This window comes from Pseudomonas sp. BF-R-24, from assembly GCF_019947335.1.
Taxonomy (GTDB): Bacteria; Pseudomonadota; Gammaproteobacteria; order Pseudomonadales; family Pseudomonadaceae; genus Aquipseudomonas; species Aquipseudomonas jessenii.
In genome coordinates this window covers 56,595-78,390 of record NZ_JAGYGG010000027.1, presented here as the reverse complement: position 1 = coordinate 78,390, position 21,796 = coordinate 56,595, and the positions used below count along the sequence as shown (strand labels likewise).

General features: G+C 61.0%; 21 protein-coding genes. 9 read left to right on the top strand and 12 right to left on the bottom strand.

Annotated elements, in window-relative coordinates; genetic code table 11:
• Positions 1–78: 78 nt before the first annotated feature.
• Complete coding sequence (locus tag KGA98_RS20475; RefSeq protein ID WP_223503449.1) at positions 79–1,614, bottom strand: FAD-dependent oxidoreductase; 1,536 nt, start codon at positions 1,612–1,614, stop codon at positions 79–81.
• 137 nt (positions 1,615–1,751) lie between these two features.
• On the opposite strand from KGA98_RS20475, the gene KGA98_RS20470 reads away from it, so the two are divergent.
• A complete protein-coding gene (locus KGA98_RS20470) occupies positions 1,752–2,843 on the top strand; it encodes a DUF1615 domain-containing protein (protein ID WP_223503447.1) in 1,092 nt (363 codons plus the stop codon).
• 77 nt (positions 2,844–2,920) lie between these two features.
• Here the strand turns inward: KGA98_RS20470 and KGA98_RS20465 are convergent, their stop codons facing one another.
• Positions 2,921–3,283: a hypothetical protein gene (locus tag KGA98_RS20465; RefSeq protein WP_223503445.1), complete on the bottom strand. Its 363-nt coding sequence runs from the start codon at positions 3,281–3,283 to the stop codon at positions 2,921–2,923.
• 261 nt (positions 3,284–3,544) lie between these two features.
• On the opposite strand from KGA98_RS20465, the gene KGA98_RS20460 reads away from it, so the two are divergent.
• Complete coding sequence (locus tag KGA98_RS20460; protein ID WP_057714019.1) at positions 3,545–4,168, top strand: glutathione S-transferase family protein; 624 nt, start codon at positions 3,545–3,547, stop codon at positions 4,166–4,168.
• Positions 4,169–4,294: 126 nt separating this feature from the next.
• Here the strand turns inward: KGA98_RS20460 and KGA98_RS20455 are convergent, their stop codons facing one another.
• Complete coding sequence (locus KGA98_RS20455; protein ID WP_007976812.1) at positions 4,295–4,735, bottom strand: CBS domain-containing protein; 441 nt, start codon at positions 4,733–4,735, stop codon at positions 4,295–4,297.
• Between the two features lie 331 nt (positions 4,736–5,066).
• On the opposite strand from KGA98_RS20455, the gene KGA98_RS20450 reads away from it, so the two are divergent.
• A complete protein-coding gene (locus KGA98_RS20450; protein WP_223503443.1) occupies positions 5,067–7,427 on the top strand; it encodes a DNA polymerase II in 2,361 nt (786 codons plus the stop codon).
• Here KGA98_RS20450 and KGA98_RS20445 read toward each other — a convergent pair.
• Together KGA98_RS20445 and KGA98_RS20440 are read right to left on the bottom strand one after the other, a co-directional pair.
• Positions 7,392–7,862 (bottom strand): DUF1810 domain-containing protein, encoded by a 471-nt coding sequence (locus KGA98_RS20445; protein WP_223503441.1) that lies wholly within the window; start codon positions 7,860–7,862, stop codon positions 7,392–7,394. The genes KGA98_RS20450 and KGA98_RS20445 overlap by 36 nt on opposite strands.
• A 29-nt stretch (positions 7,863–7,891) precedes the next feature.
• The gene (locus KGA98_RS20440) at positions 7,892–8,713 is read right to left on the bottom strand and encodes an aldo/keto reductase (protein ID WP_223503439.1); all 822 of its coding nucleotides are present in this window, start codon (positions 8,711–8,713) and stop codon (positions 7,892–7,894) included.
• A gap of 207 nt (positions 8,714–8,920) precedes the next feature.
• On the opposite strand from KGA98_RS20440, the gene KGA98_RS20435 reads away from it, so the two are divergent.
• Positions 8,921–9,670 (top strand): hypothetical protein, encoded by a 750-nt coding sequence (locus tag KGA98_RS20435; RefSeq protein WP_223503438.1) that lies wholly within the window; start codon positions 8,921–8,923, stop codon positions 9,668–9,670.
• 216 nt (positions 9,671–9,886) lie between these two features.
• The gene (locus KGA98_RS20430; RefSeq protein WP_090456794.1) at positions 9,887–10,672 is read left to right on the top strand and encodes a sulfite exporter TauE/SafE family protein; all 786 of its coding nucleotides are present in this window, start codon (positions 9,887–9,889) and stop codon (positions 10,670–10,672) included.
• A 20-nt stretch (positions 10,673–10,692) separates the two neighbouring features.
• Here the strand turns inward: KGA98_RS20430 and KGA98_RS20425 are convergent, their stop codons facing one another.
• On the bottom strand, positions 10,693–11,061 hold the full coding sequence (locus KGA98_RS20425) for a VOC family protein (RefSeq protein ID WP_057714024.1): 369 nt from the start codon (positions 11,059–11,061) through the stop codon (positions 10,693–10,695).
• A gap of 180 nt (positions 11,062–11,241) precedes the next feature.
• On the opposite strand from KGA98_RS20425, the gene KGA98_RS20420 reads away from it, so the two are divergent.
• Complete coding sequence (locus KGA98_RS20420; protein ID WP_223503436.1) at positions 11,242–11,793, top strand: DUF4174 domain-containing protein; 552 nt, start codon at positions 11,242–11,244, stop codon at positions 11,791–11,793.
• Between the two features lie 148 nt (positions 11,794–11,941).
• Here the strand turns inward: KGA98_RS20420 and ampC are convergent, their stop codons facing one another.
• The 3 genes from ampC to KGA98_RS20405 form a co-directional block, all read right to left on the bottom strand.
• Positions 11,942–13,051: a class C beta-lactamase gene (gene ampC, locus KGA98_RS20415; protein ID WP_411736674.1), complete on the bottom strand. Its 1,110-nt coding sequence runs from the start codon at positions 13,049–13,051 to the stop codon at positions 11,942–11,944.
• Between the two features lie 160 nt (positions 13,052–13,211).
• Positions 13,212–14,555 carry a glucarate dehydratase gene (gene gudD, locus KGA98_RS20410; RefSeq protein ID WP_223503432.1) on the bottom strand — a complete coding sequence of 448 codons (1,344 nt, stop codon included), beginning with the start codon at positions 14,553–14,555 and terminating at the stop codon, positions 13,212–13,214.
• 24 nt (positions 14,556–14,579) lie between these two features.
• The gene (locus KGA98_RS20405; RefSeq protein ID WP_223503430.1) at positions 14,580–15,926 is read right to left on the bottom strand and encodes an MFS transporter; all 1,347 of its coding nucleotides are present in this window, start codon (positions 15,924–15,926) and stop codon (positions 14,580–14,582) included.
• A 278-nt stretch (positions 15,927–16,204) separates the two neighbouring features.
• Between KGA98_RS20405 and KGA98_RS20400 the strand changes: the two genes are divergently transcribed.
• On the top strand, positions 16,205–16,915 hold the full coding sequence (locus tag KGA98_RS20400) for a FadR/GntR family transcriptional regulator (RefSeq protein WP_090456787.1): 711 nt from the start codon (positions 16,205–16,207) through the stop codon (positions 16,913–16,915).
• 162 nt (positions 16,916–17,077) lie between these two features.
• On the opposite strand, the gene KGA98_RS20395 is transcribed toward KGA98_RS20400, so the two are convergent.
• Positions 17,078–17,989, bottom strand: coding sequence for a DMT family transporter (locus KGA98_RS20395; RefSeq protein ID WP_223503428.1), 912 nt, complete (start codon positions 17,987–17,989; stop codon positions 17,078–17,080).
• A 96-nt stretch (positions 17,990–18,085) separates the two neighbouring features.
• Between KGA98_RS20395 and KGA98_RS20390 the strand changes: the two genes are divergently transcribed.
• Complete coding sequence (locus tag KGA98_RS20390; protein WP_090456785.1) at positions 18,086–18,949, top strand: LysR family transcriptional regulator; 864 nt, start codon at positions 18,086–18,088, stop codon at positions 18,947–18,949.
• Positions 18,950–19,052: 103 nt separating this feature from the next.
• Here the strand turns inward: KGA98_RS20390 and yegQ are convergent, their stop codons facing one another.
• Positions 19,053–20,378 carry a tRNA 5-hydroxyuridine modification protein YegQ gene (gene yegQ, locus KGA98_RS20385; RefSeq protein WP_218498122.1) on the bottom strand — a complete coding sequence of 442 codons (1,326 nt, stop codon included), beginning with the start codon at positions 20,376–20,378 and terminating at the stop codon, positions 19,053–19,055.
• Positions 20,379–20,542: 164 nt separating this feature from the next.
• Here yegQ and KGA98_RS20380 point away from each other — a divergent pair, with 164 nt between their 5' ends.
• The gene (locus KGA98_RS20380) at positions 20,543–21,604 is read left to right on the top strand and encodes an AI-2E family transporter (protein ID WP_223503425.1); all 1,062 of its coding nucleotides are present in this window, start codon (positions 20,543–20,545) and stop codon (positions 21,602–21,604) included.
• Here KGA98_RS20380 and KGA98_RS20375 read toward each other — a convergent pair.
• A complete protein-coding gene (locus tag KGA98_RS20375) occupies positions 21,601–21,792 on the bottom strand; it encodes a hypothetical protein (protein ID WP_057714034.1) in 192 nt (63 codons plus the stop codon). The genes KGA98_RS20380 and KGA98_RS20375 overlap by 4 nt on opposite strands.
• Between the last annotated feature and the right edge of the window lie 4 nt (positions 21,793–21,796).

The window sequence follows — 21,796 nt, the reverse complement described above, 5'->3', positions numbered from 1 at the left end:
GAGTGTCAGTGACAGATGTATTGACTGACACACTGCATTCGCGAGCAAGCCCGCTCCCACATTTTGATCGGTGTTGCATCAGGGCGCGCCGAAAAACGGCCGGATCCCGTGATCACGGAAATACCGTTCGATCACTTTCGGGTCCGCGCAAGTTTCGGCAATCGCCACATAGGTGTCGGGCCGCAACAGATAAAAGCCGTTGCGCCCCAGGCCCGCGGTTTCGAACGCCGGTCGCCAGTCGAACACATGCAGTGGCAAATGGTGCTCGTGGCACCAGGCGATCATCTCGTCGCTGGTGTCGCCATAGACATGTACTTGCCAGGTCAGGCACTTGAGCGACTCAAAATTATCCCCCTCACCGTCATGGGCCCAGGGCAGGCGATCGCCACCATGCACGTGCCCGGCAACGCCCGTGCTCAGCGGCATTCCACGATAATTCAGGGTGATCTGCGACACCGTGCGAAACATGAATTCGCGAGAGGTTTCGAACGAGGTTATTTTCGGTATCAAGAACGGGGCCAGGCGTGTACGCAGCAAGTCGGCAATTCGCCCATCGGCAGTGACGAAGTTAAATACCCGGTCGGTGGTGGCCACCAGTTTGCGTGCAAACGCGATGCGCTCGGTTTCATAGGTGTCGAGCAGTCTGGCCTCTGCGCCGCCGCTCAACACGGCCGCCAGTTTCCAGGCCAGGTTGATGGCATCGCCAATCCCGGTGTTCATGCCCTGGCCGCCCGCCGGGCTGTGCACGTGGGCGGCATCCCCCAGTAGAAACGCCCGGTCTTTGCGGAAGTGATCCGCCACCCGGTGATGTACGCGATAGGTCGAAAACCAGTTCAGTTGCTCGACCTTCACCTTCATGTGCTCGATGGCCCTGCTGCTGACGTCCTCGAAGCGCAGGGTCTCGGCGTGTTCGGCGCGTTCGTCGCGTACCGTGCCGATCAAGCGCGCGCGACCACTGCCGGCCAGCGGGAACACGGCGAGGAAGTCTGCCTCGTCGAGGTCCACATGCAGTTCGCCGTTGAATGTCGGGCCGCTGCCCTGTACGTCGGCGACGTAGAAAATCTGCTGGTAAGTCCCGCCGGGAAACCCGGTATCCAGGGTTTTGCGCACAATCGACCGGGCACCATCGCATCCGGCCAGGTAACAGGCCTGGCAGATTTCCTGCTGACCGTCGGGCAGGTGCAGCGTGGCCGTGATGCCGTCTGCGGTTTGCTCGAAGTCCGCCAGTTCGGTGTTGCGTTCCACTGTGATACCGAAAGCGTTCAGGCGCTCGATCAGCAGCCGTTCGTGTTCGTCCTGGGGGAAAATCTCGAGAAACGAGTAGGGCGTCAGGCCTTCACCGATCTGAGACAGGGGCAGGCGCGCCACGGGCTCACCCTTTACCCAGAAGTTGCCGGCCGTTACTTGATGTCCGTTTTGCACCACGGCGTCGTCCAGTCCAAGCTGGCGATACAACTCCAGCGTCCGTGCCTGGACGGCCAGCGCCCGGGACGTGGTGCCGGGGGCGGAGGTTTTGTCGACGATCCGCACGCGCACGCCGAGTTTGCTCAGCCACAACGCCAGGACCAGCCCGGTGGGGCCGGCACCGATGATCAACACGTCGCTGCGGTGCATGAACCTGTCCTCCTCGCTGTGTGAATCAAGTATGGTCCAGTCGGGGAGGGCGGCAACCGTCGGACTGCCACGGACGTAGCCGCTGACCTGCCATTGGTCGTATGGTTGGCCCGGACCAACGGATTAGATGGAACGACATGCAAATCAGATTGATCACAAGCGTCGCCGTGTTGCTGGTATTGACCGGTTGCGGCAGCCAACGGACCCAGGAACCGGTGGCGCGCAGCCCGGCCGAAGTGAAGGCCGAGATTGTGCGTTTGCTGCCGGCCAAGGCTGCCGATCGCCAGGGTTGGGCCACGGATATCCAGGTGGCGTTTACCGCGCAAGACATCTCGCCGACTACGCAAAACCTGTGCTCGGTGCTGGCGGTGACTGAACAGGAGTCGACCTTTCAGGTCGATCCGAGCGTACCGGGCCTGGGCAAGATCGCCCGCGACGAGATCGACCGCCGTGCCGCCAAGGCACATATTCCCGGCCTGTTGGTGAGCGGTGCGTTAATGCTCGACTCGCCCAACGGCAAAAGCTACAGCAGTCGCCTGAATGCCGCGCGCAGTGAAAAGGAACTGAGCGCTGTTTTCGATGACTTCATCGGCATGGTGCCGATGGGCAAGACCCTGTTCGGCGGCTTCAACCCGGTGCATACCGGCGGGCCGATGCAGGTCAGCATTGATTTTGCCGAGCAGCAGGCCAAGGGCTATCCGTACCCGGTGAAGGGCTCGATTCGTCATGAAGTGTTCACCCGACGCGGCGGCATGTATTTCGGCATTGCGCATCTGCTCGGGTATCCGGTGAGCTACCCACAGCCGTTGTACCGCTTTGCGGACTTCAACGCGGGTTGGTACGCCAGCCGTAACGCCGCGTTCCAGAACGCGGTGAGCCGGGCTTCCGGTATCCCGTTGGCGCTGGATGGCGACCTGGTGCGCCACGGTTCGATCATGCCCGGCACCACGGAACTGGCCGTGCGTACCCTCGGCAAGCAACTGGACATGCGCAATCCGACGATCCGGGAACAACTGGAAGAGGGGAACACCCTGGCGTTCGAAGACAGCAAACTCTATCGGCGGGTTTTCGAACTGGCCGAACGGGCCGAGGGCCGGCCGTTACCCCGTCAAGTGTTGCCCGGGATCGTGCTGCAAAGCCCGAAAATCACCCGCAAACTCACCACCGCGTGGTTCGCCAAGCGAGTCGATGAACGCTACCAGCGCTGCATGGCGCGGGCAGGACAGTAATCGCGGCGCAAAAAAAGCATAAAAAACCCGGCGGGTGAGGCCGGGTTTTCATTGAGTCCTGCGGTCAGGCACTGCATTCAGACAGCGCGGCTTTCGATCAAACGATCCGAACCACCTTCGGCGACGCGGTTTTGCAGGAGCTTGTCGGAACCGCCTTCAGCGACACGGTTTTGCAGGAGCTTGTCGGAACCGCCTTCGGCGACACGGTTTTGCAGCAGTTTGTCGGAACCGCCTTCAGCGACGCGGTTTTGCAGGAGCTTGTCGGAACCGCCTTCAGCGACGCGGTTTTCGATCAGGCGATCCGAACCACCCTCGGCCACACGGCTTTCAATCAGACGATCCGAGCCGCCTTCAGCGACTAAAGGTTGAGCAGAGTTTGCGGCGAAAGCGTTAACTGCGAAAACCGAGAAAGCGATGCTGAGGAGGGTTTGGCGTTTCATGATGGTGTGCTCCGGGGTGCTTATGGGTTGGTATGGAGCAGATGTTACGCCGGGGATTTTTTAAGAGAACTTCATTGAGATGATGGTGAACATCGACGGCAATGATAGGACCGACACCAAACCCCAAGTGAACGTGATGGTGCGATCGTCGGATGGTCGTGGTGTGGCGGGTGGTGGCTTCTACACTGGATAGCTGGCGCGATCCTCAGCCGCGACGCTTGATGCGGCACTGCAGAGGTTACGGTATGCAAGGAGACGTTTATGTACCAGCTCTACGGCCATCAGAACTCCGGGGCGGCGGCCATCGAAGCCGCCCTTGAGCTGTGTGATGTTCCTTATCGCTTCATCGATGTCGAGACGTCCGCGGAGGCGGCCCAGGCGCTGGAGAAGCTCAACCCGCTCAAACAGATTCCGACCTTGCAGCTACCCGATGGCGCTGTCCTGACCGAGAGCGCGGCGATCCTGATCCACCTCGGGCTCACCTTTCCCGCATCGGGATTGTTGCCGCAGGATCCGGCCGAGCGGGACCAGGCCATTCGCGGCATGGCGTACATCGTCAGCAATTGCTATGCGGCCATCGGCATCATTGATTACCCCGAACGCTGGCTGGCCGAGGCGGATGAGTTGTCCAGGCAGAACCTCATGGAGGGCGCCCGCCGGCGCCTGCACTGGAGTTGGGAGGTGTTTGCCGATCAGTTTTCGGGTGAGTTGTACCTGGGCAGCGAAAAACCAGGGGGGCTGGATGTGCTGGCGGCGGTGATCTCGCGATGGGCGGGCAGCCGGGAACATTTGCGCAACGCCCGGCCGGGTTTTTTCGCCTGGCTGGAACGCATCGACCGCCACCCGGCACTGGCACCGGTGTTCGCCCGGCATTGGCCGGCCTGAACACTGAAAAACCAATGTGGGAGCGGGCTTGCTCGCGAAGGCGGTGGGTCAGTCAACATTGATGCTGCCTGACACTACGCCTTCGCGAGCAAGCCCGCTCCCACAGGGGATCTTCGGTGTGTCGAATTATTCCCCGCGAATGTACTGTTCCAACTGGCGAATCAGTTCAGCCTGTTCGGCAATGGCTTCCTTGACCAGGTCACCGATCGACAGCAGGCCGATCAATTTGCCGCCTTCGACCACCGGCAAGTGACGCAGGCGTCTATCGGACATGATGCCCAGGCAGGTATCCACGGTTTGATGGGTGTCGACGGTAATCACCGGTGACACCATGATGTCGCGCACCGGCGTGCCCACCGAAGAGCGGCCGTGCAACACCAGTTTGCGCGCGTAATCCCGTTCGCTGATGATGCCCAGCACTTCATCATTTTCCACCACGAGCAAGGCGCCGACGTTTTTCTCGGCCATCTTCATCAGCGCTTCGAGCACCATGTGGTCGGGTTTGATCTGGTGCACTTCCTGATTCTTCTGATCTTTGAGCTTGAGCAGTTGGGCGACGGTTTTCATGGTGGTTACTCGGGTGTTGTCGTTGTTCTTGAAGAATCGTAGACGCAAGCGTTCAGGGCAAGGGCGAAAGCGGCAGATAACACGCAAAAAACGTCATTTGGCGGTTTTTCTTCGGTAAGTCTCCTTTTCAGGCTAGTAAATCACCTTGTGGGAGCGGGCTTGCTCGCGAAGGCGTAGTGTCAGGCAGCATTAATGTTGACTGACCCACCACCTTCGCGAGCAAGCCCGCTCCCACAAGGGCGGTGTCTGCCTGACAGGTCTGCGGCAAACGCGCTATCGCAACTGATGACGGGTAGAATCACCCTCTGAATCAGTTTCGAGGTTTGCAGTGGTGGATCTACAGCAGGGCTTCGTCCTGACCCGGCATTGGCGCGACACCCCGGCCGGTACGGAAGTCGAATTCTGGCTGGCGACCGACAGCGGTCCCCGGCGTATCCGCCTGCCTCATCAACCGTCGGTGGCGTTCATCCCGGCTGCGCACCGTCAGCCCGCCGAAGGTGTTTTGCATGACGAGAAAAACGTCGAGCTCAAGTCCCTGGCCCTGCAGGATTTCGAACATCGCCCGGTCCTCGGTCTCTATTGCCAGCAACATGGCCAGTTGATGCGCCTGGAAACCGCGCTGCGCCGGGCCGGTGTCGAGGTGTTCGAAGCCGACGTGCGCCCGCCGGAACGCTACATGATGGAGCGCTTCATCACCGCGCCGGTGCGCTTCAGTGGCACACCGGATGCCGAGGGCCTGCTGCTCGACGCGCAGATGAAACCCGACCCCGATTACCGGCCGAGCCTGAAACTGGTGTCCCTGGACATCGAGACCACGGCCCAGGGTGAGCTGTACTCCATCGCCCTGGAAGGCTGCGGCGAGCGCCAGGTGTACATGCTCGGTCCGCCCAATGGCGATGCCAGCCAGGTGGATTTCCAGCTCGAATACTGCGATTCGCGCACCCTGTTGCTGAAAAAACTCAACGAATGGTTTGCCCGGTTCGACCCCGACGCGATCATCGGCTGGAACGTCGTGCAGTTCGACTTGCGGGTGCTCCACGAACACGCCCGGCGCCTGGCGGTGCCGTTGAAACTGGGGCGTGGCGGCGAGGAAATGCAGTGGCGCGAACACGGCAGCGGTAATCACTACTTCGCATCTGCGGCTGGCCGCCTGATCATCGACGGTATCGAGGCCCTGCGTTCGGCGACCTGGAGTTTCCCCTCGTTCAGCCTGGAAAACGTCGCGCAAACCTTGCTCGGCGAGGGCAAGTCCATCGACAACCCGTACCAGCGCATGGACGAAATCAATCGCATGTTCGCCGAGGACAAACCGGCGCTGGCCAAATACAACCTCAAGGACTGCGAGCTGGTCACGCGGATTTTTGCCAGGACCGAGTTGCTCACCTTCCTGCTGGAGCGAGCCAGCGTCACCGGTTTGCCGGCCGATCGCATGGGCGGTTCGGTGGCGGCGTTCACGCACCTGTACATGCCGCTGATGCACCGTCAGGGTTTCGTGGCGCCAAACCTCGGTGGCAAGCCACCCGAAGCCAGCCCCGGCGGTTTTGTCATGGATTCGCAGCCGGGACTGTACGAGTCGGTGCTGGTGCTCGACTACAAAAGTCTCTACCCGTCGATCATCCGCACCTTCCTGATTGACCCCGTGGGGCTGATCGAGGGGCTCAAGCACCCGGACGACAGCGAGTCGGTGCCGGGATTTCGTGGCGCGCGCTTTTCCCGCACCCGGCATTGCCTGCCGTCCATCGTCGCCCGGGTGGCCGAAGGCCGGGAAACCGCCAAGCGCGAACACAACGCGCCGCTGTCTCAGGCGCTGAAAATCATCATGAACGCGTTCTACGGAGTGCTCGGCTCCAGCGGTTGTCGTTTCTTCGACACGCGCCTGGCGTCGTCCATCACCTTGCGCGGGCACGAGATCATGCTGCGCACCCGCCAGTTGATCGAAGCCCAGGGGCATGCGGTGATTTACGGCGACACCGACTCGACGTTCGTCTGGCTGCGTCGTGCCCATGGCCAGCAGGAGGCGGCGCAGATCGGCCACGCGCTGGTGGCGCACGTCAATCAGTGGTGGCGCGAGCACGTGCAGCAGGAATACGGCTTGCAGAGCGTTCTCGAATTGCAGTTCGAAACCCACTACAAGCGCTTTTTGATGCCGACCATTCGCGGCGCCGAGGAAGGCAGTAAAAAGCGCTATGCCGGGCTGGTCACCCGGGAGGACGGCAGCGACGAAATGGTCTACAAAGGCCTGGAAACCGTGCGCACCGACTGGTCGCTACTGGCCCGGCAGTTCCAGCAGGAGCTGTATTCGCGGATCTTCCTGCGCAAGCCCTACCAGGATTATGTGCGTGACTACGTGCGCAGGACCCTGGCCGGTGAATTCGATGACCGGCTGATCTACCGCAAACGCCTGCGCCGCACCCTCGATGACTATCAGCGCAATGTACCGCCCCATGTGCGCGCGGCGCGCCTGGCCGACGAGTACAACGACCGGCAGGGTCGCCCGCGGCAGTACCAGAATGGCGGCTGGATCAGCTACGTGATCACCGTCGCCGGCCCCGAACCGCTGGAAGTGCGCAGCGCGCCCATCGATTACGACCATTACATCACCCGGCAGCTGCAACCGGTGGCGGACGCGATACTGCCGTTTGTCGACGACGACTTCTCAACCCTGATTGGGGGGCAACTGGGCCTGTTTTGAGTCCATCAGCGACAGGGTCCAGTCATCCAGGATGCCGTGGAAGTACTGGTTCAAGGCTTGCTGGAAAAGGCTGTCGGCATCGGCGACCTGGGCAAACAGGGTCATCGAGGAATGAAACTTCAGGTCGTCGGGATGACCGAAAATCCCCGCTACCGAGCGCTCCCGGATGTTCAGCACTTCCTGGGTGCAGGTACGCAGCCGGGCGCCCAGCAACGGATGCTCAAGGTAGGCCAGGGCTTCCTCCCGTGAGCGGATGGCAAAGCGGCGCGACATCTCGCTGTCGCCGAGCCCGGCAAACTGCGGAAAAATGAACCACATCCAGTGACTGCGCTTGTGTCCGTTGTTCAGCTCGTTTTGAACCCGGTCGAATACCGGGTCCTGAGCCTGGAGAAAACGTTGCAGATTGAACGGGTCCAGGTGGTCGGTGCTTCTCATGGCGAAGCTCTCTGACAGGCTGCGGTGGTTCAGACCATGGCCAGCCGCTGTTTGCGTTGTGGCGCGTGAAACGCTTGGTCCAGCGCCTCCAGATCCCCGGGCTCAAGCTGCAACGTGGCGGCCTGGGCGTTGAGGCGTACATGTTCGAGTCGGACCGCCTTGGGGATGGCGATCACTCCTTCCTGACGCAGTATCCAGGCCAGTGCCACCTGAGCCGGTGCGACGCCGTGACGGACAGCCACCTGCTTGAGCGCGACGTCCAAGAGCATTTTACCGCCTTGGCCAATCGGGCAGTAAGCCATGACCGGCAAACGCCGTTGTTGGCTCCAGGGCAGCAAATCAAATTCTATGCCCCGTTGTTCCAGGTTGTAGAGCACCTGATTGGTGGCACAGGCCGGGGCGTCCAGTTTCTGCAGGTCGTCGAGGTCGAAGTTGGACACGCCCCAACGGCCAATCTTGCCGGCTTCACGCAAGCGCTCGAAGGCGTCGACGGTTTCTTCCAGAGGATACTGACCGCGCCAATGCAGCAGATACAGGTCGATGTAATCGGTGCCAAGCCTGCGCAGGCTTCGCTCGCAAGCCTGGGGAATGCCCTGGCGACTGGCGTTGTGCGGGTACACCTTGCTGACCAGAAAGACGTTGTCGCGCCGGCCGGCAATGGCATCGCGCACCACTTCCTCGGCACCGCCTTCGGCGTACATTTCCGCGGTGTCGATCAGGGTCATGCCCAGCTCGATACCCAGGCGCAGTGCCGCGACTTCTTCCGTGTGCCGTGAACGGTCTTCGCCCATCTGCCAGGTCCCCTGGCCGATGACCGGGACCCTGGTGCCAGCCAGTTCAAGCGTGCGCATGCAAACCTCCTTTATGAATGCCGATGGTTATTTCAGTGGGCAGCAGAATAGTCCATCGGTTCCGCCGCAGGCTGCGAACTCTTGAGCTGCACCTTGCCGGTGATCGATTGCTCTGTGCCGATACTGCACTTTTTCGAAATGTCCGGCTCTATCCATGGCAGCCTGCGGCGATCCCCACCGCCGGCCCATGCCCAAGTCCAAGAACCCATGGCTCGAGTTTCACCCACGATCACCACTAGAATCCGCCGTCATTGCCTGCTGCTTGCAGGTCTGTCGATGCTCTACGTCACCGGTTGCAGCCAGCAGCAGGGCGGCGACATCATCAACCAGATGCGCGAAGGCAAACCCCAGGAGTTCCTGCAGACCAGCGTCGACCGCATGGCCACCCTGACCATGCGCGACAACCTCAACAGCCTTTACCTGCTGATGAGCAAGCTCTATCTGCGTAACCCCGACGAGCTGAAAAAATCCGGTTTCCTCGATGCCCGCACCGCCGGCAAGCAAGTGCGCATGGCCATTGAGCTGCAGCAACCATTGCCGACCCTGGGCGGCAAAAAGGACCTCGCGGCCCTGCGTTTTGCCATGAGTCCGGAGTTTCTGGGCGACCGGGTCGGTGCGTTCATCTATGCCATCGGCAGCATGCTGGTGACCGCTCATGGCAATCGCCTCGAGTTCTACATGACCGACACGATCAACCCGGTATTTGTCGGCAATGCCGCGCGCAATATCGAAATCGCCACCTGGATCCTCAGCCAGCGACAGAACAAAGAGGGCCAGCCCTTGCTGTTCTCCAACGAAATCTCGGAGGAGGGCAGCAACCTGAGCTTTGCCGTCGAGTTCGGCAAGATCGTCGCCCGGCTGGACCTGCTGACCCGGATGCTCGACGAACGCTACCGGCGCATCGGCGTGAACTATGCCCAGAGCCTGCTGTTCCTGAATTTCCTGCCGGTGCAGTGAATCTGGCACGCAACCCTGTGGGAGCGAGCTTGCTCGCGATGACTGAGTGTCAGTCGCCATGATGCCAACTGATACACCGCCATCGCGAGCAAGCTCGCTCCCACAGGGTGACATGATGCTTCCGGCATAAAGATAGATCGCATCGATATAACTGGTTATAAGAAATATCGCTATGCTGCGGGCCAGATTTCCCCTGCGATCTTTGTGGAAGTATTCATGGATTTAGTGAACATCGGGTTGGTCGTTGCCGGGCTGGTTGTCGGCTTCATCGTCGGCATGACTGGCGTAGGTGGCGGGTCGCTCATGACCCCGATCCTGCTTGGGTTCGGCATCAACCCGGCGACGGCGGTCGGTACCGACCTGCTGTACGCCGCCATCACCAAGTCCAGCGGCGTACTGGTCCACCGCAAGAACAACAACATCGACTGGGCGATCACCGGCTGGCTGACCTTGGGCAGCGTGCCCGCGGTGGCGATGACGCTGTGGTTCCTCAGTACCCTGCACAGCGCCCCCGAGTCGATGAACGCGATCATCAAGCAGGCCCTCGGGTTCGTGTTGTTCGCCACGGCTCTGGCGATCCTGTTCAAGAAGCGCCTGCTCGACTTCGCCCACAAACGTGCGGGTGGCAACTACAACCCCAGCGGATTGCGCTTGAACGTGATGACGGTCATCACCGGGCTGGTCCTTGGCGCCATGGTCGCGTTGACGTCCATCGGTGCCGGTGCACTGGGCACCGTGGCACTGTTCATTCTCTATCCGATGCTGCCGACCCGCCGCCTGGTGGGGACTGAAATCGCCCACGCCGTGCCGCTGACCCTGGTCGCGGGCCTTGGCCACGCCAGCATGGGCAACATGGATTGGCACGTCCTGGGTTACTTGCTGGTGGGCTCGTTGCCGGGGATTTACCTGGGCAGCCACCTGACCGGGCGCATCTCCGACGAATTGCTGCGCCCTTGCCTGGCGACCATGCTGTTGCTGATTGGCTACAAACTGGCGTTCTGAATCAAGCCGCCACGCCAGCTTCATTCGCGGGTGAATATTTCCAGCAGATGCCCGTCCGGGTCATCGAAATACACCCGCCGTCCTCCCGCGTAATCATTGATCTCCCTCAGTCGCTGCTTGCCCGGGTCGGCCCACCATGGCTGACCGTTGGCTTGCAGGCGTGCGAAGGCCGCATCGAAATCCTCATCGCCAATCAGGAACGCGTAGTGCTGAGACGCAATCGGCGGCTCGTTGTCGTAGAAATCCAGTGATACGCCGTTATCCAGTTTGACGATCAGCATGGGGCCGAAGGGCTCGGGGGCAGGCAGGCCAAGGAGGCCCGTCAGGAAATTCGCCGAAACCTGCTTGTCCCGGCACCAGACGATGGTGTGATTCAACTGAGTACTCATGGGCAAGTCCTCACAAGGGATCAGGCTGGTTGCCATGAGTCTTCAGATTAGCCCAGTCTGTTGCGCAATGACCGCCCTGACCTAAGCTTGGGGCAAGGCGAACAATATTTGCGGTATGTCACCCGGAACGATCGCCGCGATGCGCAATCATTAGAGCGTGAATATCAAAAGGAGATGCGCATGCTCATCAGGTCACTGACTCTGGCTACTTTGCTGGCGATTGCCGGCACCTCGTTCGCCGCCGATGGCGACTCACCGCTGGACATGGACAAGGGCAGGGCCCGGCCACTGATCGTCATCGCTCCGAGCACGGTTGATCCGACCTGGGTCAGCCTGAAAAAGTCCCTGGATGAGCCGGCCAACCGCAAGGGCTTCACCGACCGCAACATGGTGCTCTACACCGTACTCAACCTGATGGGCCAGCGCGACGGCAAGGACCTCGGGTCACAAGACACGGCGGCGCTGATCCGCTCGCTCAAGCTGGGTGTCGGCGCCAGGACCAGGGTCATTCTGGTCGGCAAGGACGGCGAAAAGAAACTTGAACAATCGGACGCCATCAAGCTGGAAGATGTTTTCAGCGCTGTCGATCAGCTGCCGGCGGCCGAGAAAGAATTTACCGCGACCGTGGCCGCTCCCGTCACTGAAGCCGAGCCGGCGGCAAAAGGCGCCAAAGGTACAAAACCTGGCAAACCGGCCAAGCCCGCCAAGCCGCCTGAAATGCCGGATGATTGATCCTCTATCTGGCGACGATGGCAGGCTTTTCTGTGGGAGCGAGCTTGCTCGCGATTGCGTCGTAACAGTCGATACAAATGTTGAATGTCAGACCTCCATCCTCGGAGCGCCGCCCGGAGCAAGCTCGCTCCCACAGATGGATCAGCAACTATCGGGCAAGGGCACTCAGTATCTGATGAGCGATCCTGACCCGTTGCGCATTGGGATAATTCTTATTGGCCAGCATCACGATGCCGATGTCCTTCGAAGGCACGTACGCCACGTAAGCACCGAAGCCACCGGTTGAGCCTGTCTTGTTGATCAGCACGTTTTCCGGCTGCGCCTGCGGCGGGTTCAGCCACTGGACTTCATGGGCTTCCATGGCCATCGGCGTGGAGTTGCCGTCCAGCAAGCGATCCAGAGTGATCGGGTATCGATACATCTCCCAGCCCAAGCCCTGGGTCATATCGCCTACGGTGTAGTAACCGCTGTGAGTCAAGGCGATGGCTTGCTGCAACGGCTTTTCCAGGGACGCCGGTTTCATGTTCGCGCCGACATAGCTCAGCAAGTCTGCGGCGCTGGTCTTCACCCCATACGCCTCGGAATCCAGCGCGCCCGGACCCACCCGTACCGGTTTGCCGTCCTTGTTGTAGCCCTGGGCGTAGAGCGCCATCTGATCCTGCGGCACATGCACATAGGTGTGCTGCAAGCCGAGTTTTGGCAGCAGGGTCTTCTCCATCAGGTCATCAAACGGCTGGCCCATGCTGTGGGCGGCGAGGTAGCCGAACAGGCCCAGACTGGGGTTCGAATACAGTCGGTGGCTGCCGGGGGCGTAGAGCGGTTTCCATTGTTTGTAGTAGCCGAGCATTTTGTCGGCCGAATCAGATTCAGCAGGAAATTGCAGGGGTAAACCGCCAGCGCTGTAGGTGCCCAGTTGCAGCACGCTGATGTGGTCGAAAGCACTGCCGCGCAAGGCCGGCAGGACCTGGCTGGTCTTGTCGGTCAGGGACAGCTTGCCGGTGGCCTGGGCGTAGGCGGCGAGGGTGGCGGTGAAGGTTTTGCTGACGGAGCCGATTTCGAACAGGGTGTCTTGTGTGACGGGGTTTCCGGTTTCTACTGAGGCGACGCCATAGTTGAAGTAATGCGCCTGGCCGTTGACGGTGACCGCCACGGCCATGCCGTGGATACCCTCGGCTTGCATTACCGGCTGTACAGCGGCGTTTACCACTGTCTCGACTTGATCCTGTGCAACGCACTGGCCCGCGGCGAATATCGCCATGCAAGCGGCGATGGTTTTCAGCCTTTCCATATTGGTTTCATCCGTCGTTGATTCAGTTGCGCGTCATTTTAGGGGCTCAAGCGCCATGCTCCGAGCGCTTTTTAAAATCGGCCGCCATCAGGCGGCCACGCGCAACCCTTGATTCAACGCACTTGGCGATTCAACGCACCAGGCAAGGCCGCTTGTTGTCGAACTTCCAGCCGGGAATCAGGAACTGCATCGCCACGCTGTCATCCCGCGCCCCCAGGCCCATGCCTTTGTACAACTCGTGAGCCTTGGCGACCTGATCCATATCCAGCTCGACCCCCAGCCCCGGTTTCTGCGGCACCTGCACGCAGCCGTCGACGATTTGCAGCGGGGCCTTGGTCAGGCGCTGGCCATCCTGCCAGATCCAGTGGGTGTCGATGGCGGTGATCTCGCCCGGCGCGGCTGCCGCGACATGGGTGAACATCGCCAGGGAAATGTCGAAGTGGTTGTTAGAGTGCGAACCCCAGGTCAGGCCCCATTCGTGGCACATCTGCGCCACGCGCACCGAACCCTGCATCGTCCAGAAGTGCGGGTCGGCCAGGGGAATATCGACCGACTGCAACTGGATCGCATGGCCCATCTCCCGCCAGTCGGTGGCGATCATGTTGGTCGCGGTTTTCAAACCCGTGGCGCGACGGAATTCGGCCATGACTTCTCGACCCGAGTAACCGTTTTCTGCCCCGCACGGGTCTTCGGCATAGGCCAGCACGCGGTGCTGATCGCGGCACAGGCGGATGGCTTCTTTCAGTGACCAGGCGCCATTCGGGTCGAGGGTGATGCGCGCATCGGGGAAGCGTTCGGCGAGGGCCGTGACCGCTTCGATTTCGGCATCGCCGCTGAGCACGCCGCCCTTGAGCTTGAAGTCCTTGAAGCCATAACGCGCGTGAGCCGCCTCGGCCAGGCGGACCACCGCATCGGCGGTCATGGCTTTCTCGTGCCGCACGCGGAACCAGTCGTTGTCGGCGTCCGGTTCGCTGCGGTAGGTGAGGTCGGTTTCGTTGCGATCACCGACGTAAAACAGATAGCCGAGCATCTTCACTTCATCGCGCTGCTGGCCTTCGCCGAGCAGGGCGGCCACCGGTACGTCCAGGTGCTGACCGAGCAAATCGAGCAATGCGGCTTCCAGGCCGGTGACGGCGTGAATGGTGATGCGCAGATCGAAGGTCTGCAAACCGCGGCCACCGGCATCGCGGTCGGCGAAGGTCTGGCGTACCTGATTAAGGATTTTCTGATAAGTGCCAATCGGGCTGCCGACCACCAGGCTGCGCGCGTCTTCGAGGGTCTGGCGAATGCGCTCGCCCCCCGGCACTTCGCCAACGCCGGTATGGCCGGCGTTGTCCTTGAGGATCACGATGTTGCGGGTGAAAAACGGGCCGTGGGCGCCGCTCAGGTTGAGCAGCATGCCATCGTGGCCGGCGACCGGAACCACTTGCATGCTGGTGATGACCGGGGCTTTTGCGGTGTCTTGTGGGTTCATTTTCCAATCCTTAAAAAGCAGAATTCAGGCGTGGTCGGGAGCGGGTTTGCCCAGCTCCACGGCAGGTGCGGGTTTCGGTGTGTTACGGGCAGCAAACACGATGATGGCGGCGATGATCGAAGTCGCGGCCAGGCCGTACAGCCCGCCCTGAATGGAACCGGTGCGTTCTTCCAACAGGCCGAAAGTGGTCGGCGCAACGAAGCCGCCGAGGTTGCCCACCGAGTTGATCAACGCGATGACGCCAGCGGCAATGCGCGCATCCAGATAGGCCTGGGGAATCGGCCAGAACAGCGACGAGGCCGATTTGAAGCCCAGTGCTGCAAAGCAGATGGCGACAAAGGCGAAGACCGGCCCGCCGGTGGTGGACATGAACATCCCGGCCGCGGCGATCAGCAGGGCAGTGGCGACCCAGGCTTGCTGGTGTTTCCATTTGGCCGACAAGGAAGCGAAGGCGTACATGCCGACAATCGACAGCAACCACGGAATCGAGTTGAACAGCCCGACCTGGACATCGCTCAGATCGCCCATCTTCTTGATGATGCTCGGCAGCCAGAAGGTCGCGGCGTAGATGGTCAGCTGGATAAAGAAGTAGATCAGGCAGAACAGGATGATCTGGCGATCCTTGAGCAGTTTGCCCAGCGACGGCTTGATGGGCGTGGCGGCTTCCCGGGCCAGTTGTTCGTCGTCGATGGCCTTGACCAGTGCGTCCTGCTCTTCGCGGCTCAGCCATTTGGCATCGTGGGGCCTGGAGTCCAGCCAGAACCAGACGAACACGCACAACCCCACCGAAAACATGCCCTCGATGAAGTACATCCACTGCCAGCCGTGCAGGCCCAGCCCTTCGATTTGCAGGAGCAAACCGGACAGGGGGCCTGAGATCAGCGACGCGACCGCCGAGCCACTGAGGAAGATGGCAATCGCCTTGCCTCGCTCCACGCCGGGCAACCAGCGGGTGAAGTAGTAGATCACCCCGGGAAAGAACCCGGCTTCGGCCACGCCCAGCAGAAAACGCAGGATGTAGAAGTGGGTTTCGTTCTGGATGAACGCCATGCCTGCGGCGACCAGGCCCCAGGTCAGCATGATCCGGGTCAGCCAGATGCGTGCGCCGACTTTCTGCAGAAGGATGTTGGAGGGCACCTCGAACAGTGCATAACCGATGAAGAACAGACCGGCACCCAGGCCGTAGGCGGCCGCGCCAATGCCCAGGTCGTGCTCCATGTGGGAGCGGACGAAACCGATGTTCACGCGATCAATGTAATTGACGATGAACATGATGACGAACAGCGGCAAGACGTGTCTTTTGACTTTGGCGATGGCGGACTTCAGCGCTGAATTGGCGTCGTCGTGCATCCCGGAGATGGATGTATTCACTGCGTTTTCTCCCACTCGTTATTTTTATGCGGGGTGAAGCTGGGTGCTGAGTTGTTGCTAGACATCATACAACTAGGTTTTTTGAACTTGCAACCATGTTTGTCCAATGAAATGGCGACAATTCAGAGGTTTTTAATTCTATTGGTAGTGTTGAGTGGCCTTTTAAGCGACTCAATATGGGCTTTTGTGGAATGTTGTCATACAAGTTTGGCGAGATTTTTCGGAATTCCCGCCCGGCGCGGTGCTACGATTCGATAGCCCTGATTTCGGACACGCCCATGCAAGAAGACCTCGAAGCACCTGCCCGCAAGCGCAGCCACAACCTGGCCCATGACCTGGTGGAGAAACTGACCCAGCGCATCCTGCTCGGCCAGATGTTGCCCGGCGACAAGCTGCCGTCGGAAAACACCATCGTTCAGGAGCACGGGGTCAGTCGCACGGTGGTGCGCGAGGCGATCTCGAAGTTGCAGGCCTCGGGGCTGGTGGAAACCCGGCATGGGATTGGCACGTTTGTGATCGAGCGCGCTCCGGAGCAGGGGCTGCGGCTGAATGTCGATACGGCGTTGGGGGTGCGCAGTATTCTGGAGTTGCGCATGGGGCTGGAAACCCAGGCGGCGGCGCTGGCGGCAACTCGCCGCACCGATCTGCAACTGGCGCAGATGCGTGAAGCGCTGGACGACTATCAAAACCTGCTGGCCAACAACGACAGCTGTGTCGAAGCGGACCGGCGTTTTCATCTGCTGATCGCCGAAGCCACCGGTAACGTCTGCTTCACTGAAATCATGCAGCACCTGGGCAGTGCGATGATCCCGCGCACCCGTGTCAATGCAGCCGAGCGTGGTGCGGTGGACTTGAGCAAGCTCGGTCAGTTGGCCAACCTGGAGCACGAGGCGATTCTCAACGCCATCAAACGCCAGGACCCGGACGCGGCGCGGGCGGCGATGTGGCTGCACCTGACCAACAGTCGCGACCGGTTTTCGCCAAGCTGACTGCGATTTGGGTGTTTTGTCAGTGACACCCAGTCATCGTTCTTCGCGAGCAAGCCCGCTCCCACAGGGTTTTATGTTTGCCGCAGCTCTTGAGCACACCTCAGAACCTGTGGGAGCGGGCTTGCTCGCGAAGGCGCCAGCCCAGACAGCAAAAAGCATGGATCAGACCCGAACAACCTGAGCAATGACCACCCGCCGCTCCAGATTCAACGCCAGCACACTCGCCAATACCACCAACCCGCCGACCACGATCATCAGCGTCGGCCGCTCCCCCAGCGCATAAGACGCAATCACCATCGCCGTCGGCGGCGTCAAATACAGCGTCATCGTCGCCCGGCTCAAATCGATATGCGCCAGTACATAGGCCCAGGCCAGGTACGCCAGGGCACTGGGGAATATCCCCAAGGTGAACACGGCGAACTGCACGCGCAGCGGCGCCTGGACGACTTGATCCGCCAGACCGGGCAAGTAGACCAGCAACAGCACCGTCCCGGACCACACCGTGTAACACACCAGCGTCAGCCCGTCGTATCGCCCGGTGTGATGCTTTTGCAGGGCAAAGTAGAGACTCCAGGACACCGCCGCCAGCAGGATCAGCAAGCCGTGGGCATCAATGCTGCCCAAGCCATGATCGCCCGCCACCACAATCATCACGCCAAACAACCCGAGCAGCACACAACCCCAGCGCCACAGGCTCACCTGATCCTTGAACACGAAGCGCGCGATCAGCGTGCTGAACAGCGGCGTGGTCTGGGCCAGGACGCTCGAAGCGCCAGCGCTGACACCCTGTTGTCCGAAGTTGATCGCCACGTGGTGCAGGCTCACGGCAAAGAAGCCCAGGCCGAACATCAGGGGCAGATCTCGCAGGCTCGGCAGGCGAATGCCTTTGAACATCGCGACCACGGCCATGAACACAGAGGCCAGCAGGAAGCGCAGGAGCGCCAGGTGCACCGGGTCATAGGCCTGCAAGCCGATATGGATGCCGGTCGGGGAGTAGCCCCAGCACGCCACGACAAACGCCATGGCCAGAATGATTTTCCAGGGTGAAACGGGGGAGGGTGTGAGCGGCGTCATGGTCGTGCACCTGTGGGTGGATGCACCGAGTATCAGAAAGCCGATCGTTCGCCACAACTGACTTATACTGCGTTAACCGTTCACTATAGGTGATGTATGGAGCTGGCTCAGATTCGCATGTTCAAGACCGTGGCCGATGTCGGCAGCATCGCCCGTGCGGCCGAGCTGTTGCATTGCGTGCCGTCGAACATCACGGCCCGGATCAAGGCCCTGGAGGCCGAACTGGGTGTCGCGCTGTTTTTGCGTGAGGGGCGAGGGCTGCGCATCAGCCCGTCGGGGCAAACCTTCCTGGCCTACGCCTCGAAAATTCTTGCCCTCACCGCCGAGGCCAAGCGCGCGGTCGATCCTTCGGCCGAACCTTCGGGGCCGTTGCGCATCGGAGCCATCGAGTCGTCGGCCACCGGGCGATTGCCGCGCCTGCTGGCGAAATTCCACAAGCGTTTCCCGCAGGTGGCGCTGGAGCTGACCACCGGCTCCTGGGGGCAGTTGCTCGACGACACACTCAACCACAAGCTCGACGGTGCCATTGTGGCGGTGGATGTCGAGCGTTCGCACCTCAAGCGCACGCCGATGTACCGCGAGGACTTGCTGTTGATCGCCTCGACCTCCCTGGGGCCGCTGCGGGACATCAGTGATTTGCAGGACCAGACCGTGTTCATGTGGCCCCAGGGCTGTCCGTACCGGGCGGCGCTGGAGCATTGGTTGTTGCGAAAGGGGCAGGCGCTGCCGATTGTCAGCCTGGCCAGTTATGGCGCGATTGTCGGTTGCGTCAGCGCCGGGGCCGGCGTGGCGCTGGTGCCTAAGGGGATCTTTGACCAATATGCCAAAGGTGCAGGGTGCGCAGGGTTTGAGTTTCCTGAGCTGACCGCCGTCGACAACCTGTTTTACTGGCACGAAAACGCCGGGGTGCACCCGGCGCGTGAGGCGTTTGTGGCGATGCTCCGCGAAGAATTTGCCTGACGCAGTACCTGTGGGAGCGGGCTTGCTCGCGAAAACGGTGTGTCAGGCAACATTGACTTTGAATGTGCCGCCCCCTTCGCGAGCAAGCCCGCTCCCACAGGGGTTACGGCATGTTGATGTCCCGCATAAGCAGGCCAAAACCTAGCTCCACCGCATCCGGTATCGGCAAATACACCGTATGCCCATCCCCCGGCGCAACGTCGATCGCTTCACCCTTGGCGTTCTGCAACTGGTGCAGATCGAAGTGGAAGTTGCCCTTGGGCGTCATCAGCTCCATGTGATCGCCCAGGCCGAAGCGGTTTTTCACCTTGACCTCGGCAAGGCGATCCCGCCGCTGTCCGGTCAGTTCACCGACAAACTGCTGGCGCTCCGACACCGAGCTGCCGTTCTGGTAGTTCTGGTATTCGTCATGCACATGCCGGCGTAGAAAACCTTCGGTGTAGCCGCGCTGGGCGAGGGACTCCAGGTCGGTCATCAGGCCGCGGTCGAAGGCCCGGCCCGCCACCGCATCGTCGATGGCCCGGCGATAAACCTGGGTAGTGCGCGCGCAATAAAAGTGGGATTTGGTCCGGCCTTCGATTTTCAGGGAATGCACGCCCATGTGGGTCAGGCGTTCGACATGCTGCACGGCGCGCAGGTCCTTGGCGTTCATGATGTAAGTGCCGTGTTCGTCTTCGAAGGCGGGCATCTGTTCGCCGGGACGATTGGCTTCCTGCAACAGGAACACCTGCCCGGTGGGCGCGCCGATGCCCAGGGTGGGTTCCGGCTGATACTGCTGCACGATCTCGCCGAGCGGGTTTTCCGTGGCCGGTTGCGCCGAGTATTTCCAGCGGCAGGCGTTGGTGCAGCTGCCCTGATTGGCGTCGCGCCTGTTCATGTAGCCCGACAGCAGGCAACGACCGGAATAGGCCATGCACAACGCGCCGTGCACGAACACCTCCAGTTCCATGGCCGGCACTTGCTCGCGGATCTCGGCGATTTCTTCCAGGGACAGCTCTCGGGACAGGATGATCCGGCTCAAGCCTTGCTGCTGCCAGAACTCGACACTGGCCCAGTTCACCGTATTGGCCTGCACCGAAAGGTGGATCGGCATCTGCGGGTAGTGCCGGCGCACCAGCATGATCAGGCCGGGGTCGGACATGATCAGCGCATCCGGGGCCATGGCGATCACCGGTTCAAGGTCCTTGAGGAAGGTCTTGAGCTTGGCGTTGTGCGGCGCGATGTTGACCACCACGTAGAAGCGCTTGCCCCGGGCCTGGGCCTCGCGAATGCCAAGGGCCAGGTTGGCGTGGTCGAACTCGTTGTTGCGCACCCGCAGGCTGTAGCGCGGCTGGCCGGCGTACACGGCATCGGCACCGTAGGCGAAGGCGTAACGCATGTTTTTCAAGGTGCCGGCGGGGGCGAGCAGTTCTGGCGCGGTGAGGTTCATGGCGGTGTCGGTCGCAAAAGCCGCACAGGGTAAATGCCCTGTGCCAAGGGTTTATTGACCTGGATCTATGCCTGATCAACAAACCGATGGCACTCGCGCGAGCCGTGACGGACTAAACATCAAGGCGAAAGTTTTTCGTCCTGACTGGCTGGCACGGATCGGACATGAACGAAACGACCCCACAAGACAAATCGCTGACGGTATTGCTGGTGCTGGTGAGTGCTGCCTTCATCTGGATCCTGCTGCCGTTTTACGGCGCGGCGTTCTGGGCGGTGATCCTGGGCATCCTCTTTGCGCCACTGCAGGGCCGGCTGCAAGTGAAGTTCGGCTGGCAACGCAACCTCACGTCGCTGTGCACATTGAGCATTTGCCTGGTGATTGCGATTCTGCCGGTAATCATCATCAGCGCCTTGCTGGTTCAGGAGGGCGCGTCACTCTACAAAAGCGTCGAGAGCGGCGAACTCGACATTGCCGGGTATGTGTCGCAGTTCAAGCACAGCCTGCCGCCGTATTTCCAGCATCTGCTGGATCGCTTCGGCATGGGCGAGTTGAACGGGCTGCGCGAGAAAATCGTCAAGAGCGCGATGACCGGCGGGCAGGCGCTGGCCTCTAAGGCGTTCAGTTTCGGCCAGGGCACGTTCGAGTTCATCGTCAGCTTTTTCATCATGCTGTACCTGCTGTTTTTCTTCCTGCGTGACGGTGCGGAACTGGCGCGCAAGGTGCGTGCGGCGGTGCCGTTGCAGGAACAGCAGAAACGCCGTTTGCAGCTCAAGTTCAATCGTGTGGTGCGGGCCACGGTGAAAGGCAACCTGCTGGTGGCCGTCACCCAAGGCGCGCTGGGCGGTCTGATTTTCTGGTTTCTGGACGTTCCCAGCGTGTTGCTCTGGGCGGTGTTGATGGCGTTTCTGTCGTTGCTGCCGGCGGTGGGGGCGGGAATAGTCTGGGTGCCGGTGGCGGCGTTTTTCCTGCTCACCGGAGCGATCTGGCAGGGCGTGGTACTGGTATTGTTCGGGGTCTTGGTGATCGGTCTGGTGGACAACCTGCTCCGGCCATTGCTGGTGGGCAAGGACACCAGGATGCCGGACTACATGATCCTGATCTCGACCCTGGGCGGCCTGGCGATTTTCGGGCTGAACGGTTTTGTCATCGGCCCGTTGATCGCGGCCCTGTTCATGTCGAGCTGGGACATTTTCATCGAAACCAAACCGCGGGTGCAGCTGCCTTAGGCGCTGAACCTGCCGGACTGGCCGCTGCCGATGCGTTGCGACAGCTCACGGGCGGCGGGCAGCGAAGTGAGCGGGCCGCTGATCTGTACGCCGTCCTGCACCAGGTACCAGCAGGCGAGCATGCCCAGCTCTCTGAGCTGTGCGGGGACGGCGCTGCCGATAACGGACATGATCTGAACCTTGGACATGAAA